The following is a 13,779-nucleotide window of genomic DNA, read 5'->3' as shown; positions in this document are numbered from 1 at the left end:
CCCCCTTCAGGCCCGGAGCGACTCAGCTCCGCCGGCCGCCAGCTTCGCGGCAACCTCCTCCAGCCAATGGTCGCGGATACCCATTTCGCGAAGATGTTCGAGCGTATTGAGAACGTATTCGCTGTTCGGCCCGGACTTGCCGGTGGCGACGGCGACCGTCGCGGCCGCCTCCTCCGCGCTCAGCGCACCGGCATACTGGACATGTGAGCGATCGATCACATAGGTCAGCGCGGACACGCGCTGTCCGCTGGAAAGTTGTACCGGCATGGTTCGTTCCTTGTAGACGTGGGTGACCAGCTCGCGTTCGCGCAGATAGTCGATCACCTCCGCCTTTTGCGCAGGCGCCACGCGGAATGCCGTCCCGATGCAGGAGCCGCCATAGTCGAGCCCGAGTACCAGGCCGGGGTGCCGTTCAGTCCCGCGGTGAACCCAGGAACGCACGCAGAGGGAGCGGCGGTAGCCGAAAGCGCGCGCCGTCAGCTTCTCCTCGAAGCGAAAGCCCGGATTCCACATCAACGAGCCGTAGCCAAAGACCCAAAATTCGTCCATATCCACTGCCATTCAAACGTGCCGCCGGGAAGCCGCCGAATCAGTCCACCGAATCGATATTCGACGCTCCTGCGGCCTACCGGAATTTTTTACTGCATAATTCCCGGGACCGTATCGGTCGAAGGACAAAATTGTGCAGCAATTCTCTTGCAATCGAACTGGTCGCGCCGATAGGCCGTGTCGCGATTGCGGATGAAGGTTAGTTCGCCGCAGGGGAATCGGCCACCCGAAAGGCCGCTCCCGGCGGCAAGAGCGAGATGAGTTTTAGGTCGACCCGACCTGAAATCATCGTGATCCAGTGTGGAGTACCCGACAACATGACTGTGACCGCCGTCGCCAAGCCATCGCCTACCGGCAGGAAATTCTTGTGGCTGGCAGCAGGTATCGTGTTCGTGGGCGGCCTCTATTCCGCCAGCTGGTTTCTTGCCGCGGACCAGATCCAGAAGCGGCTGACTGCCTATCTGACGAAGGGCCAGGCGATCGGCTTCAGCGGCGAATGCGCCGAGATGGAGGTGCGCGGCTTTCCCTTCCGCCTCGGTTTGTTCTGCGACAAGGTGCGCCTCGACGATACGCGCCGCGGCGCCTCCGCGTCCTTCGGCGCGCTGCGAACGGCGGCGCAGGTCTATCAGCCCGGGCGTGCGGTCCTCGAGCTCGACGGCCCCGCCGAAATCCGCGTTTCCCCCGGCGTCACGATTTCCGCCGACTGGACGCTGCTCCGCGCAAGTGTCGCGGCGACCCTCTCCGGCATCGACCGCACCTCGCTGGCCTATGACAATCTGACCGGCACCGCGCGCTCCCCCCTGACGGGCAAGGGCCTCGGCTTCGGCGCCAGCCATGGCGAGCTCCATCTGCGCCAGAACGGCGGTAACCTAGACGCGGCACTCAGCATCGAAAAGCTCGACCTGCGCCCTGACCAGGGACCCAGTCTTGCCGCACCGGCCGATGTCGCAATGGACCTGACCGTTGCGGACAAGGCAGAGTGGCTTCAGGCGGGCACTTTGCCGCCCCATATGCTCCGCGGCACCAGAGGCGAGTTGCGGCAATTGACGCTCGATGCGGGCTCCGGAATGAGCGCAAAACTCACCGGCCCCTTTTCGGTGAATGATCAGGGGCTGATTTCGGGGGAATTCTCTCTCACGCTTGCGAACATCGATGCCTGGCGGGAAAACTTTGTGAAGATTGCTCCGGACGAAACCGACCTGATCGACAACGTCGCCAACATGTTGAAGGCGCTTGCGGGCGGCAAGAACGAAGCGACAGTCAAACTGAACGTCCGCGACGGGACCGCCTTCCTCGCCTTCGTTCCGATCGGCATGCTACCGGCGCTGTGAGCGCCGGTCTTCGCAGCCTGCTTCCGGCAGCCTACTTCTGGTCCATCGCGTGCCGGCCGAAATCGGGCATCGCGGTGTCCTGACCGGCCTGAACGATCGAGCGGCGTATCGCCCGCGTGCGGGTGAAGAGATCGAAGAGCTTGTCGCCGTCGCCCCAACGGATCGCGCGCTGCAGTGAGGCGAGATCCTCGGAGAAGCGGGCGAGCATTTCCAGGATCGCGTCCTTGTTGTGCAGGCAGACGTCGCGCCACATGGTCGGGTCCGAAGCGGCAAGGCGGGTGAAGTCACGGAAGCCCGAGGCCGAGTATTTGATCACTTCGGACTCGGTCACCGTCTCCAGGTCGTCGGCGGTGCCGACAATGTTGTAGGCGATGATATGCGGCAGATGCGAGACGATCGCCAGCACCTTGTCATGATGCTTCGGATCCATCTCGTCGACCATCGAGCCAAGCGTTTCCCAGAACAGCCTGAGCCTGGCGACCGCCTCTTCGTCCGTGCCGGCCGGCGGCGTCAGAATGCACCAGCGCCCGCGGAAGAGGCCCGCAAAGCCGGCATCCGGGCCGGAATGCTCGGTACCCGCGATCGGGTGACCGGGCACGAAATGGACGTCCTTGGGCAGGTGCGGCGCCATCTGGGCGATGACCGACCCTTTGGTCGAACCGACATCGGTGACGATCGCACCCGGTTTCAGATGGGCTGCGATTTCAGCGGCGACAGCGCCGGATGCACCGACTGGCACCGAAACGACGACGAGATCCGCGCCCTCTACAGCCTCGGCCGCCGAAAGCGTGTAGCGGTCGCCGAGGCCCAACTCGCCGGCGCGCTTCAGCGTCGCTTCGCTGCGCGTCGTAACCACGATCGTACCGGCGAGCTGCTTCTCGCGAATATCCCGGGCGATGGACGACCCGATCAGGCCGATGCCGATAAGGGCGATGGTTTGGAACTGCTGAGCCATCATTTCCGTCCCATGAATTCAGTCAGTGCCGCGACGACGCCCTTGTTCGCTTCTTCGGAGCCGATCGTCATTCTCAGCGCATTGGGGAAACCGTAGGCGCCGACGGCGCGCAGGATGAAGCCCCGGCTCGTCAGGTAGGCATCCGCGTCGCTGGCCGACATGCCCGCTTCCTCGGGGAAGTGGATCAGCACGAAATTGGTGACCGATGGGGTGACGCGCAGGCCGATATCCGTCAACGCCTGACCGATCTTCGCCAGCCAGGTGTGATTTTGGTCGACCGCCGCGGCAACGAAGGCCTGGTCGCGGATCGCCGCGGCACCGGCTGCGATTGCCGCCGCGTTGAGATTGAAGGGACCGCGGACGCGGTCCAATGCCTCCACCACGTCGCGCGGCGCGTACATCCAGCCGATGCGCAGACCCGCAAGGCCGTAGATCTTCGAAAAGGTTCGGGTCATCACCACATTGCGGTTGGACGAAACGAGTTCCAGTCCCGCCTCGTAGTCGTTGCGCCGGACATATTCCGCATAGGCCGCATCGAGCACCAGCAGGACGCCGGCGGGCAGGCCCGCATGCAGACGCCGGACCTCCTCGACGGGGATATAGGTACCGGTCGGATTTGCCGGATTGGCGATGAAGACGATCTTCGTCCGCTCGGTCACGGCCGCAAGTATCGCATCGACATCGACGCGCTCTTGCCTCTCCTTGACCGTGACGGGTGTCCCGCCGGACGCGGTGATCTGGATTTTGTAGACGAGAAATCCGTGTTCGGTGACGATCCCCTCGTCGCCGGGGCCGAGATAGGTATGGCAGAGAAGACCGAGCAGTTCGTCCGACCCGTTGCCGCAAAGGATGTTGGCGGGGTTCAGCCCGTGAACCGCCGCGATCGCTTCCTTGAGCGCATTCGCCTGACCGTCCGGGTAGCGTTCGAGATTGAAAGCCGCCTTCTGGAAAGCCTCGATCGCGCGCGGGCTCGCGCCGAGCGGCGTTTCGTTCGACGACAGCTTGTGAACCTTGGCAACGCCGGGCGCATGTTCCTTGCCCGGCACATAGGCGGCGATGTCCAGGATGCCGGAACGCGGCGCAGGGCTTTTCAGGGCAAGATTCATCGGACCAGCTTTCACGGGAAGAATGCGGTCCAGCCAATACCGGGGACGGTGATATTTGTCGAGTGCGACGTGACGGCGGCCGGTGCGGGAGCAAGCAACGGGGTGACGGGCAGCAGACTGCGGCCTACGGCGCTTTCGTTGCTCGACTGCGCGTGCTGGGCACGCCCCGCGGAGCCAGCACCGGGACGAAGACGCGGCGCGAGGCGCGTGCGGCCACCGGCAGGCCCTGATAAAGCCGCTTCTGCGCCTCGACGATGATCACCCCGGAAAAGACCGGCCACAGCGACCGGCCGAACCGTTCCAGACCGTGGCGCAGCCGAAGGGCAAGCTTGCGCTTCGAGGGCGGAAAGAAGAGCGCCTCCGTCGTGGCGCCGGGCGTGAAGTTGGTCTCGCGCAAGAGCGCCGTCAGCTGCCCGCGGGAATAGGGCCGCCCCGAGCCGAAAGGCGTGTGCTCCATCTGCGCCCAGACGCCGCGGCGGTTCGGTACCACGATGATCAGGCGTCCGCCGGGCGCCAGCACGCGCCAGATCTCTTTCATCGTTTCGCGGGGGCTTTCGGCGAATTCCAGGGAATGAACCATCAATACGCGATCGATAGAGGCATCCGGCAGCGGCAATTCCTCATCGAAGACCAGTGCCGTCGAGGACAGGTCGGCGACCGGCCAGTTCACCGCACCCTGCCCTGCCGGCATGAAGGCGAAGGTCCGCTCCGTATCGGCACGGAAGCGCTCGAGATAGGGCACCGCGTAGCCGAGCCCCAGGAGCCTTTCCTCGGGCAGGCGTGCCCAGATGGAAGCAAGCGCTGAGCTGACCGACTGTTCCGCCATGCGGCCGAGCTCGGAGTGATAGAATTGGCGGAGATCGACGATATCGGTGTGCATGGGCAACATGTTAGACTCCAAGCGGTAGACTTCAAGGCGAGCCTCGCTACATTCGAACCGAGCGGGATCGCCGCTTTCCGATAACCCCGCACCGATCGGAGGACCGAAACATGGCCGCGCTCGAACTCGACCTCTTCCTCTGCCGCACCGACAATTACGGTGTGCTCCTCCACGACCGGCTTAGCGGCGCTACGGCATCGATCGACGCACCGGAGGAGCGGCCGATCCTCGACGCGCTCGAACGGCGCGGATGGCAATTGACGCATATCCTCACCACGCATCACCACGGTGATCATGTGGCTGCGAATGCCAGTCTGAAGGAACGCTTCGGCCTCACCATCATCGGCCCGAAGAACGAGGCGTCGAAGATCCCCGGCATAGACAGGACCGTCGGACATGGTGACCGCTTCGACTTCGCCGGCCATCCGGTCGATGTCATCGAAACGCCGGGCCACACGTCCGGCCACGTCTGCTACCATTTGCCCGAGGACAAGCTGCTTTTCGCCGCCGACACGCTTTTCGCGCTCGGATGCGGCCGTCTCTTCGAGGGAACGGCCGATACGATGTGGCAGTCGCTGAGCCGGCTGATGGCGCTTCCCGACGACACGGCCATCTATTTCGGCCATGAATACACCCTTGCCAACGCCCATTTCGCCATCACGGTCGATCCGGAAAATTCGGCGCTGAAGGAGCGTGCGGCAGAGATCGAGGAGACCCGCTCGGACGGCGGCTTCACCGCGCCGACGACGATGGGCCTCGAAAAGCGGACGAACCCGTTCCTGCGCGCCGGCGATCCGAAGATCCGCGCGCTGCTCGGTATGGAAAAGGCGAGCGATGCCGCTGTCTTCGCGGAAATACGCAAGCGCAAGGACAATTTCTGAAATGGCGACTCGGGAAATGACGGCGGCAGCTATCATTGAAACGCTGGGTCTTGCCCGGCATCCGGAAGGCGGTTGGTACGGGGAGACGTTCCGCGATGCCAATGGTGGCGCGCGTGGCCACTCGACGGCCATCTACTACCTTCTCGAACGCGGCGACCGGTCGCATTGGCACCGGGTCCACGATGCCGCCGAGGTCTGGCACTACTACGCCGGCGCCCCGCTCGAGCTCAGCATTGCCGAGCCCGGCAGGGCCGCTTCGCAGACCCGGCTCGGTCCCGACCTGCTCGGCGGAGAAAGGCCGCAACAGGTCGTTCCCGCCGGCTGGTGGCAATCCGCCACTTCGCTTGGTGAGTGGACGCTCGTCGGTTGCACCGTCGCACCCGGCTTCGACTTCGCCTCCTTCGAAATGGCGCACCCCGATTGGCGGCCGGCTGAGGAGTGAGTTCTACTCCGCCGGTTGCGCGGCCCTGCCCTTGCGGAAGATCATGTCCTTTGCCGCAAGCACGGCGCCGCCCGTCACCAGCAGGCAGGCGGCCACGATCCGCCAGGACGGCTCGGCAAAGCCGAACAGAATGAGGATCAGGGTCGAAAGCACCGGCGCCGCATAGCTCGCAACGCCCAGGAACTGGATGTCGCCGTTCTTCACGCCGTAGTCCCAGGCATAGAAGGCCGCACCGACCGGCAGCAGGCCGAGCCCCGCCACGGCGAGCCACTCGAAGGTGGTTTCAGGCCAGACCGTCGTTTCGAGTCCGAGATGGCAGAGGAATGACAGAGCCGATGTCGCAAGGCAGAAACCGGTCACGACATCCGTGGATACCGCGTCGAAGCGGCGCGTGATCAGCGAATAGCCGGACCAGGTAAAGGCGCAGAGGAATGCCGCGCCGTAGCCGAGTGCATAGGCGTCGTCGAAGGCGATGCCGTTGCGCGCAACGATCAGGATCGTTCCGACGAGCCCTGCAAGGGCGCCTGCGACATGGTGCCAGCGGAGCCTCTCGCCCGGCAGCAGCGCCGAGCCGACAACGATGAAGAGCGGCCAGAGATAGGCGATGAGCCCCGCCTCCACGGCCGGCGCATTGCGAAGCGCCGTGAAATAAAGAAAGTGGTAGCCGAAAAGACCGGCAATGCCGATGACCCACACCTTTGCCGGCTGCTTCAGAAGTGCGAGGCGCTCAGGCTTCGACGCCAGGACGGCGATGCCGGGCAGACTGCCTATCAGAAAGCAGACGGCCGAAAGTTGAAACGGCGGCATCTTGCCGGATGCGGCAGTAAAGAGCGCCAGCAGCGACCACATGAGGATCGCGGTGAAACCGATCAGCGTTGCCTTGAACTTCATTCCCGCCTCCGCGCGGCCCAGACTCCGGCGCGGCCGTCACCCCACCCGAATCCCACTGATCTACCGCGCTTACGTGATTCCGGAAAGAGGGGTGCGATCCTCGGGGGCGCGTAAGGAAAGAGCCCGCCGGCGGGCTTCAATCGCCGAAGCGCGTCGCCGAAACCGTGACCGCTCCGATCTTCGTCGGTATGCGGGCATAGACCGGAGCATAGACGTCCACGCCGTTCGCCTTCGCGTACCAGATCTCCATCGTTCCCAGGCGGCGCAGATATTCGACGTCCTCGCGGCCCTTCCGGTATCCCGCCTTCGGTACGAAGCGGATGCCGCAGACGATCACCTCCCCTTCGAATCCCCTGGTTTTGAAGTTTCGCGTTCCCTTCGGAGACAGTCTTATGTCGAGCCGCGATTCCCCGTCGAAGATCGGCAGCGTGTTTGGGCAGACTCGGGCCCTTGCCGGAATGAGCAGACCGGAAAGCGGGTCCAGCACATTGCGCATGTCCCGGCTCGTGACCGGCACCCAGTTCTTCGGCAAGGGATCACGCTTCGGAACCATGCTCGCCCGGACGACATTGCCGTTTCGGAAGCTTACATTGATGGCCCGGCCCTTCCGGCCGCTGCGGTAGGACATGGAATATTCGCTTGCCCGGAGATGGTCGCGGTCGATTACTCCGGAGACACGCGTCTGCCCCGTGGTGCGGCTGATGATATCCACGAGTCCCGCCGAGTTCAGGGTTCCCGAGATCGTGTAGCGATTCCTTTCGACCTCGGTGTGGAACGATGCGCGCGCCAAAGGCAGGCCGGCGAGCGCGATGCTGTAGTCCGTCTGGTGCGAGACTTCCGCAGCAAGCGGGGCTGTGGAAAACATCATGGCGGCCAGGAGAGCCGGCGCGCGAAAACCAATGCACAACTTCATGCCCGAAAGCCCCATTCTGTCCTGCATGACCCTCGATACCGGAACGGCTCAAAACGGAACCATGCAGCGTTCATAGTGTTACAACACCTTGCCGACGCCGAGGAAAGTCGACGTATTTATGTCGCAATCCCCCGGAATGCAGGCGGTTTGCGGCATTTCTGCGCCCGCTGGAAATCTGGCGCGGTCCTCATGGAAAAGATAGCGCATCGGCCGCTCTCTTGGAATGCGTCTTGCGCGCCGGAACGACCGTGCTAATGAGTGCAGAACAGGCGAAATCGCCCCATTCGCTCGGGAATGCAAAGGTTTGACTTGACTGGCGGGCCACCTGTGACTATAGAACCGCGACTTTCCAATAATGGCCAACAGGAACGCGGCCTGGGCTCTGGGCCCGCTACCGCATTGTCCGGCGGCGATAAGAGAATAGGTGTACAATGTCCCGTAGTTGCGAATTGACCGGCAAGGGCGTCCAGTCGGGCAACAATGTCAGCCATGCCAACAACAAGACCAAGCGCAAGTTCCTGCCGAACCTGTGCAACGTCACGCTGATTTCCGATGCTCTCGGCCAGCGCTTCCGCCTGCGCGTTTCCGCTGCGGCTCTCCGCTCGGTCGAACACCGCGGCGGTCTCGACGCCTTCCTGCTGAAGGCCGACGAAAACGAGCTCAGCATGCGCGCCCGCCTGCTGCGCCGTCAGATCGTCAAGAAGGCTGCCGAAGCCGCCTGATAGCGCCGGTACTTCTGCCGAGACCTTGAAGAGGCTTGCGGGTTCGCCCGGCAAGCCTTTTTCTCGTGTCGTCCATCGCCGTGCAAGCACCTGCCTGCGCATCCGTCAACTGGTGGCATAACCCAGGATAAAAAAATGCTGATCAACCGTACGTTCTACCTCTACGTGGCGCTGATGACCTTCGTGGTCGTGGCGTCGAACTTCCTCGTCCAGTATCCGCTCCCGGGTTCGATAGCCGGGATGCAACTGGGCGACCTCCTGACCTGGGGCGCCTTCAGCTATCCCTTCGCCTTCCTCGTCACAGATTTGACCAATCGCCAGTTCGGGCCGCGAATCGCGCGCCGCGTCGTCGTTGCCGGCTTCGCGGTTGCCGTCGTGCTCTCCGTTCTCGCCGCGACGCCACGCATCGCGATCGCCTCCGGTTCAGCCTTCCTGCTCGGCCAGCTTCTGGATATCTCCGTCTTCAACCGGCTCAGGCGCCAGACCTGGTGGCAGGCGCCGCTCGCAGGCTCGCTGATCGGTTCGGCCCTCGATACGGCGATGTTCTTCTCTTTCGCCTTTGCGCCGTTCTTCGTGTTCCTAGGTGCGAATGACGGCTTTGCGCTGGAAACGGCGCCCGTTCTCGGCCTGCTCAGCGCCGATGCCCCGCGCTGGATTTCCTGGGCGCTCGGCGATCTCGCAGTCAAGATACTCTGCGGTATCGTCCTGCTGCTTCCCTATGGCGCGCTGATGAGCGTCGTCAAACCCATGCCGGCGGTAAAAGCAACGACCTGAAAACCCTCATCGGGTAGAGCACTTCCGCATGCGGAAGTGCGTGGTTTCAACGCGTTGGAGCGGCGGGGCATTCGGCCCCGTTTCACTTGATCAGCCGGAATTCGAGCATCAGGTTTCGCTCGAGGATCGAGTGGTTGTCGTCCGAAACCAAGATCACCCGGATTTCACCGTCAGGCCGCGAGATAACGTCGAGCGCCTCCATATTGTCGATCTGGTAGCTCATGTCCGCTTCGAGCATGACGTCGCCGTCGACCACGGCGCCAGGCCGGATGTCCCCCGCGGCGATACGGCGAATACGCATGCCGAGACCGGAGGCGAAATTGAATCGCCGCTCGAGGAGAAGCAGGTCGCCATCGGGCAGGAAAGCGCCGTCAGTGACCGAATAGGGATCGGCGCGCACGACCGTGAAGGCGCCTTTCATCGGCCCCTCCAATATCCCCGCAAAAAGATTGTCCGCCTTGTCGACGCTGCGCTCGGAGACGACCACGGCGGCGCCGCGAAGCGGGCCGTTCTTCGGCGCGATCGCGATCGTCTCGATTCCGCCATTGCTGCGGAGCTCTTCGACGGGGAACGGCAAGGCCATCTGCCCCTGGGGACGCGCCTCGGCGAACCCGGGATAGGGATAGATTTCGATGCGGGGCGACTGCTCGAAGCTGACGATCGCCTGACCTTCGCGCAAGGCCAGCCCTTCGGAATCGACCCGCCATTTCTCGAGCTGAGCTTCGCCGTTTGCGTCGGTCATCGGCGTGACCGTCAGATCGCTCAGCCCCTCGAGCCCGCCCGCATCGTCGCGGATGACGGCCCCCTCGACCCAGTGGCCCGTGTCCATCACCGCGACGAAGGACTGGCCGTCCGGCAGAAACCGGATCGCCGACAGCGCGCCGAACAAAGGGTTGGCCGACGTCATCTCTATGCCGCCGATGAATTCGAGTGCGCCGAAGACCGTTTTGTCGGAACCGACCTTGAACTGGGATATCTGCCGGCTCTTGACGGGCACGATCTCGCGCGCCGGCTCCGCGCGCGCGACAGCAGCCGAAATCAGCAGGAAAAGCACGGCAAAGTTTCGGCAGAACATCTGAGGAATGACCTAGGACCTGTGGACCCTTATGGATAGGGGTTTGATTTTGCACAAATCGGTCAATGCCAAGGATTTTTCCGCAGCAAAGGGTTGTCCCCTTTGCAAGGGAAAAGCCGCCGGCAGTGGGCGATTTGTGCAAAACCCTTCGGGCGGCCCATATTGCGGTGCCTTGTCGCGAAAAATCCGGCTTGCAGGCGGACGGCCTGCGGCGCCGGATTTTCCACGAAAGTCCCTCGCAATTTGGGCCGTCAAATCCCTATCCATAAGTGTCCACAGGTCCTAGGGGGTGGCCGCGGCCGGAAATCCGTCAACCGGCGCGACGCGCTCCGCCCGGGCGGCGGCGCATACTCTCGTCCTCGAAGAGCGCCGCAAGCTGGTCCGTCATCGCCCCCGCCAGTTCGTCCGCATCGACGATGGTCACGGCGCGGCGATAATAGCGTGTGACGTCATGCCCGATGCCGATCGCAAGCAGTTCGACCGGCGAACGCGTCTCGATCTGCTCGATAACGGCGCGCAGATGCCGTTCGAGGTAATTTCCGGGGTTCACCGACAGAGTGGAATCGTCGACCGGCGCACCGTCCGAAATCATCATCAGGATGCGTCGCTGCTCGGACCGCGCCAGGAGACGATCATGCGCCCACATCAGCGCCTCGCCGTCGATGTTCTCCTTGAGCAGTCCCTCGCGCATCATCAGGCCGAGATTGCGGCGCGCGCGACGCCAGGGCGCGTCGGCGGACTTGTAGATGATGTGGCGCAGGTCGTTGAGGCGGCCCGGCGACTGAGGCTTGCCGCCGGCAAGCCATTTCTCGCGCGATTGTCCGCCCTTCCACGCCTTGGTCGTGAAACCCAGGATCTCGACCTTCACGCCGCAGCGCTCCAGTGTGCGCGCAAGAATGTCGGCGCAGGTCGCGGCGACGGTGATCGGGCGGCCGCGCATCGAACCGGAATTGTCGATCAGGAGCGTGACGACCGTGTCGCGGAAATTCGTGTCCTTCTCGCGTTTGAAGGAGAGTGGCTGCATCGGATCGATGATGATGCGCTGCAGGCGGGCGGAGTCGAGATAGCCCTCTTCGAGATCGAACTCCCAGGACCGGTTCTGCTGCGCCATCAGGCGGCGCTGCAGGCGGTTTGCAAGGCGTCCGACCGCGCCCTGGAGATGGGCGAGCTGCTTGTCGAGAAAGGCGCGCAACCGGTCGAGCTCCGCCTCGTCGCAGAGCTCCTCGGAGGCGATGGTTTCATCGAACTCCCGGGTATAGACCGAATAGTCGACCTTCTCGTTGAAATCCGCGAAGGGATGGTTCGGCCGCTTCACCTCGCCGGGCGTTTCGCTGTCCTCGTCGCTCTCGTCCTGGAGATCGTCGTCGGAAATTTCCGCGCCATCCATCTCGCCTTCTTCCATCTGCTCCTCGGCAGACTGGTTTTCGTCGGCGGGCGCGGCGTCGGAGCCTTCTTCCTCGTCGCTGGCGTTTTCGTCCTGCTCCTGGCTGCGCGGCTGGTCCTCGTCGGTTTCGCTCTCCTGCTCGTCCGGCTCGTTATCGTCCTCGCCGTATTTCTCGGCAACATCCATCGAAGACAGCATGTCACGCACGACGCGGGCGAAAGCCTGCTGGTCGTTGATCGTACCGGCCAGATTGCGCATGTCGGGACCGGCCTTCTGCTCGATGAAGTCGCGCCAGAGGTCGAGGACCTGACCGGCCGACTCCGGCGGCTTCTCCCCGGTCAATTTCTCGCGCACGAGCAGTGCCACCGCCTCTTCGAGCGGCGCGTCCGATTGAGCGTCGATCGCAGCGAAATTCGCCTTGCTGTATTTCTCCTCGAGCATGGAGGAGAGGTTGCCCGCCACGCCCGGCATCCTGAGTGCGCCGATCGCCTCGACGCGCGCCTGCTCGACCGCATCGAAGATCGCCCGGGCGTCCGCCCCTTGCGGCGACATCGTCGCATGGACCCGAGCATCGTGGCAGGCCTTGCGCAGCGCCATGGAATCGCCGAGGCCGCGCGCCACTGCCAGCTCCTGACGGGTCGGGCGCTTGGAGAGCTCCGGCAGCCGGATGCGTTCGGCTGTCATTCCCGGCCGCTCATTGGCGAAAGCGACCTCCAGCTCCGCATCGCCGGCGATCGACCGGATGCAGCCGGAAAGCGCCCGCTTGAACGGTTCGGCGGCGTTTTCCCTCGTAGTCGGTTTCGCCTTGGAATTCGAACTCACGACAATTCCTTCTTCAACCGGATCGGCCGTTATGCGAGCACATCGATTTTCAGGCGGTCGCTTCCAGCACGATGTTGGCAGCGCTCTCCTTGAGTTCGACGCCGAAGGCGCGCTGATAATGCTCGGCGACCAGCGCCCGCTCCAGCTCGTCGCACTTGTTGAGGAAAGTCACGCGGAACGCAAAGGCGATATCGCCGAAGATATAGGCGTTCTCGGCCCAGGTGATGACCGTGCGCGGGCTCATGACGGTCGACAGGTCGCCGTTGATGAAGGCGGCACGCGTCAGGTCGGCGACGCGGACCATCTTGGAGACCGTCTCGCGGCCCTTGTCGGCAACGAAGCCCTTGACCTTGGCGGAAACGATATCGACTTCCTTGTCGTGCGGCAGGTAATTGAGCGCCGTCACGATCGACCAGCGGTCCATCTGGGCCTGGTTGATCTGCTGCGTACCGTGATAGAGGCCGGTCGTGTCGCCGAGACCGACGGTGTTTGCCGTCGCAAACAATCGGAAGGCCGGATGCGGGCGGATGACGCGGCTCTGGTCGAGCAGCGTCAGGCGGCCGGAGGACTCCAGCACGCGCTGGATCACGAACATGACGTCGGGCCGGCCGGCATCGTATTCGTCGAAGACGAGCGCGACATTGTGCTGATAGGCCCAGGGCAGGATGCCGTCCTTGAACTCGGTCACCTGAAGCCCGTCCTTGACGACGATCGCGTCCTTGCCGACCAGATCGATGCGGCTGACATGGCTGTCGAGGTTGACGCGCACGCATGGCCAGTTGAGCCGCGCCGCGACCTGCTCGATATGGGTCGACTTGCCGGTGCCGTGATAACCGGAAACCATCACGCGCCGGTTGTGGGCGAAGCCGGCGAGAATGGCGAGCGTCGTCTCACGATCGAAGAGGTAGTCCGGGTCGATTTCGGGCACATAGGCATCGCCCTTCGAATAGGCCGGAACACGCAAATCCGTGTCGATGCCGAAAGCCTCCCGGACAGAGACCGTCGTGTCGGGGAGGTTGGAAATATCGAGGTCAATCTTGCTCATCATAACTCC

At 63.5% G+C, this 13,779-nt stretch carries 14 protein-coding genes; 5 read left to right on the top strand and 9 right to left on the bottom strand.

Features of this window, described 5'->3' with window-relative positions:
- Positions 1–6 precede the first annotated feature (6 nt).
- Positions 7–561 carry a gamma-glutamylcyclotransferase gene (locus JOH52_RS09920; protein ID WP_013844823.1) on the bottom strand — a complete coding sequence of 185 codons (555 nt, stop codon included), beginning with the start codon at positions 559–561 and terminating at the stop codon, positions 7–9.
- A 305-nt stretch (positions 562–866) separates the two neighbouring features.
- Between JOH52_RS09920 and JOH52_RS09915 the strand changes: the two genes are divergently transcribed.
- Complete coding sequence (locus JOH52_RS09915; RefSeq protein WP_010970108.1) at positions 867–1,880, top strand: DUF2125 domain-containing protein; 1,014 nt, start codon at positions 867–869, stop codon at positions 1,878–1,880.
- Positions 1,881–1,911: 31 nt separating this feature from the next.
- Here JOH52_RS09915 and JOH52_RS09910 read toward each other — a convergent pair whose 3' ends face one another.
- The 3 genes from JOH52_RS09910 to JOH52_RS09900 all read right to left on the bottom strand — a co-directional run bounded on the left by JOH52_RS09910 (position 1,912) and on the right by JOH52_RS09900 (position 4,830).
- Complete coding sequence (locus tag JOH52_RS09910) at positions 1,912–2,838, bottom strand: prephenate/arogenate dehydrogenase family protein (RefSeq protein WP_013844824.1); 927 nt, start codon at positions 2,836–2,838, stop codon at positions 1,912–1,914.
- Positions 2,835–3,941: a histidinol-phosphate transaminase gene (gene hisC / locus JOH52_RS09905; protein WP_010970110.1), complete on the bottom strand. Its 1,107-nt coding sequence runs from the start codon at positions 3,939–3,941 to the stop codon at positions 2,835–2,837. Before hisC ends, JOH52_RS09910 begins: the two co-directional genes overlap by 4 nt.
- Positions 3,942–4,065: 124 nt before the next feature.
- Positions 4,066–4,830, bottom strand: coding sequence for a class I SAM-dependent methyltransferase (locus tag JOH52_RS09900; RefSeq protein ID WP_010970111.1), 765 nt, complete (start codon positions 4,828–4,830; stop codon positions 4,066–4,068).
- Between the two features lie 101 nt (positions 4,831–4,931).
- On the opposite strand from JOH52_RS09900, the gene gloB reads away from it, so the two are divergent.
- Both gloB and JOH52_RS09890 read left to right on the top strand, forming a co-directional pair.
- Positions 4,932–5,702, top strand: a complete 771-nt coding sequence (gene gloB / locus JOH52_RS09895; protein ID WP_003527442.1) for a hydroxyacylglutathione hydrolase — start codon at positions 4,932–4,934, stop codon at positions 5,700–5,702.
- Between the two features lies 1 nt (position 5,703).
- Entirely contained in the window at positions 5,704–6,144 is a 441-nt protein-coding gene (locus tag JOH52_RS09890) for a cupin domain-containing protein (protein ID WP_010970112.1), read from the top strand.
- A gap of 3 nt (positions 6,145–6,147) precedes the next feature.
- On the opposite strand, the gene yddG is transcribed toward JOH52_RS09890, so the two are convergent.
- Both yddG and JOH52_RS09880 read right to left on the bottom strand, forming a co-directional pair.
- The gene (gene yddG, locus JOH52_RS09885) at positions 6,148–7,035 is read right to left on the bottom strand and encodes an aromatic amino acid exporter YddG (RefSeq protein WP_010970113.1); all 888 of its coding nucleotides are present in this window, start codon (positions 7,033–7,035) and stop codon (positions 6,148–6,150) included.
- A gap of 136 nt (positions 7,036–7,171) precedes the next feature.
- On the bottom strand, positions 7,172–7,963 hold the full coding sequence (locus JOH52_RS09880; protein WP_013844825.1) for a DUF3108 domain-containing protein: 792 nt from the start codon (positions 7,961–7,963) through the stop codon (positions 7,172–7,174).
- Positions 7,964–8,379: 416 nt separating this feature from the next.
- Here JOH52_RS09880 and rpmB point away from each other — a divergent pair, with 416 nt between their 5' ends.
- Positions 8,380–8,670, top strand: a complete 291-nt coding sequence (gene rpmB, locus JOH52_RS09875; RefSeq protein WP_003527451.1) for a 50S ribosomal protein L28 — start codon at positions 8,380–8,382, stop codon at positions 8,668–8,670.
- A 135-nt stretch (positions 8,671–8,805) separates the two neighbouring features.
- Positions 8,806–9,444: a VUT family protein gene (locus JOH52_RS09870; protein ID WP_003527453.1), complete on the top strand. Its 639-nt coding sequence runs from the start codon at positions 8,806–8,808 to the stop codon at positions 9,442–9,444.
- A gap of 82 nt (positions 9,445–9,526) precedes the next feature.
- On the opposite strand, the gene JOH52_RS09865 is transcribed toward JOH52_RS09870, so the two are convergent.
- The 3 genes from JOH52_RS09865 to cobS form a co-directional block, all read right to left on the bottom strand.
- The gene (locus JOH52_RS09865; RefSeq protein WP_010970115.1) at positions 9,527–10,519 is read right to left on the bottom strand and encodes an esterase-like activity of phytase family protein; all 993 of its coding nucleotides are present in this window, start codon (positions 10,517–10,519) and stop codon (positions 9,527–9,529) included.
- A 310-nt stretch (positions 10,520–10,829) separates the two neighbouring features.
- Positions 10,830–12,725: a cobaltochelatase subunit CobT gene (gene cobT / locus JOH52_RS09860; RefSeq protein WP_003527455.1), complete on the bottom strand. Its 1,896-nt coding sequence runs from the start codon at positions 12,723–12,725 to the stop codon at positions 10,830–10,832.
- 49 nt (positions 12,726–12,774) lie between these two features.
- Positions 12,775–13,770 carry a cobaltochelatase subunit CobS gene (cobS, locus tag JOH52_RS09855; protein ID WP_003527456.1) on the bottom strand — a complete coding sequence of 332 codons (996 nt, stop codon included), beginning with the start codon at positions 13,768–13,770 and terminating at the stop codon, positions 12,775–12,777.
- Positions 13,771–13,779 lie beyond the last annotated feature (9 nt).

Origin of the sequence: Sinorhizobium meliloti (genome assembly GCF_017876815.1) — a bacterium.
GTDB lineage: Bacteria > Pseudomonadota > Alphaproteobacteria > Rhizobiales > Rhizobiaceae > Sinorhizobium > Sinorhizobium meliloti.
This window is presented reverse-complemented; position numbering and strand designations above follow the sequence as displayed.

Bases quoted from the DNA above. Each gene is read 5' to 3' on its own strand.
- JOH52_RS09920 (WP_013844823.1), bottom strand. From the start codon at position 561: ATGGCAGTGGATATGGACGAATTTTGGGTCTTTGGCTACGGCTCGTTG.
- JOH52_RS09915 (WP_010970108.1), top strand. From the start codon at position 867: ATGACTGTGACCGCCGTCGCCAAGCCATCGCCTACCGGCAGGAAATTC.
- JOH52_RS09910 (WP_013844824.1), bottom strand. From the start codon at position 2,838: ATGATGGCTCAGCAGTTCCAAACCATCGCCCTTATCGGCATCGGCCTG.
- hisC (WP_010970110.1), bottom strand. From the start codon at position 3,941: ATGAATCTTGCCCTGAAAAGCCCTGCGCCGCGTTCCGGCATCCTGGAC.
- JOH52_RS09900 (WP_010970111.1), bottom strand. From the start codon at position 4,830: ATGTTGCCCATGCACACCGATATCGTCGATCTCCGCCAATTCTATCAC.
- gloB (WP_003527442.1), top strand. From the start codon at position 4,932: ATGGCCGCGCTCGAACTCGACCTCTTCCTCTGCCGCACCGACAATTAC.
- JOH52_RS09890 (WP_010970112.1), top strand. From the start codon at position 5,704: ATGGCGACTCGGGAAATGACGGCGGCAGCTATCATTGAAACGCTGGGT.
- yddG (WP_010970113.1), bottom strand. From the start codon at position 7,035: ATGAAGTTCAAGGCAACGCTGATCGGTTTCACCGCGATCCTCATGTGG.
- JOH52_RS09880 (WP_013844825.1), bottom strand. From the start codon at position 7,963: ATGGGGCTTTCGGGCATGAAGTTGTGCATTGGTTTTCGCGCGCCGGCT.
- rpmB (WP_003527451.1), top strand. From the start codon at position 8,380: ATGTCCCGTAGTTGCGAATTGACCGGCAAGGGCGTCCAGTCGGGCAAC.
- JOH52_RS09870 (WP_003527453.1), top strand. From the start codon at position 8,806: ATGCTGATCAACCGTACGTTCTACCTCTACGTGGCGCTGATGACCTTC.
- JOH52_RS09865 (WP_010970115.1), bottom strand. From the start codon at position 10,519: ATGTTCTGCCGAAACTTTGCCGTGCTTTTCCTGCTGATTTCGGCTGCT.
- cobS (WP_003527456.1), bottom strand. From the start codon at position 13,770: ATGAGCAAGATTGACCTCGATATTTCCAACCTCCCCGACACGACGGTC.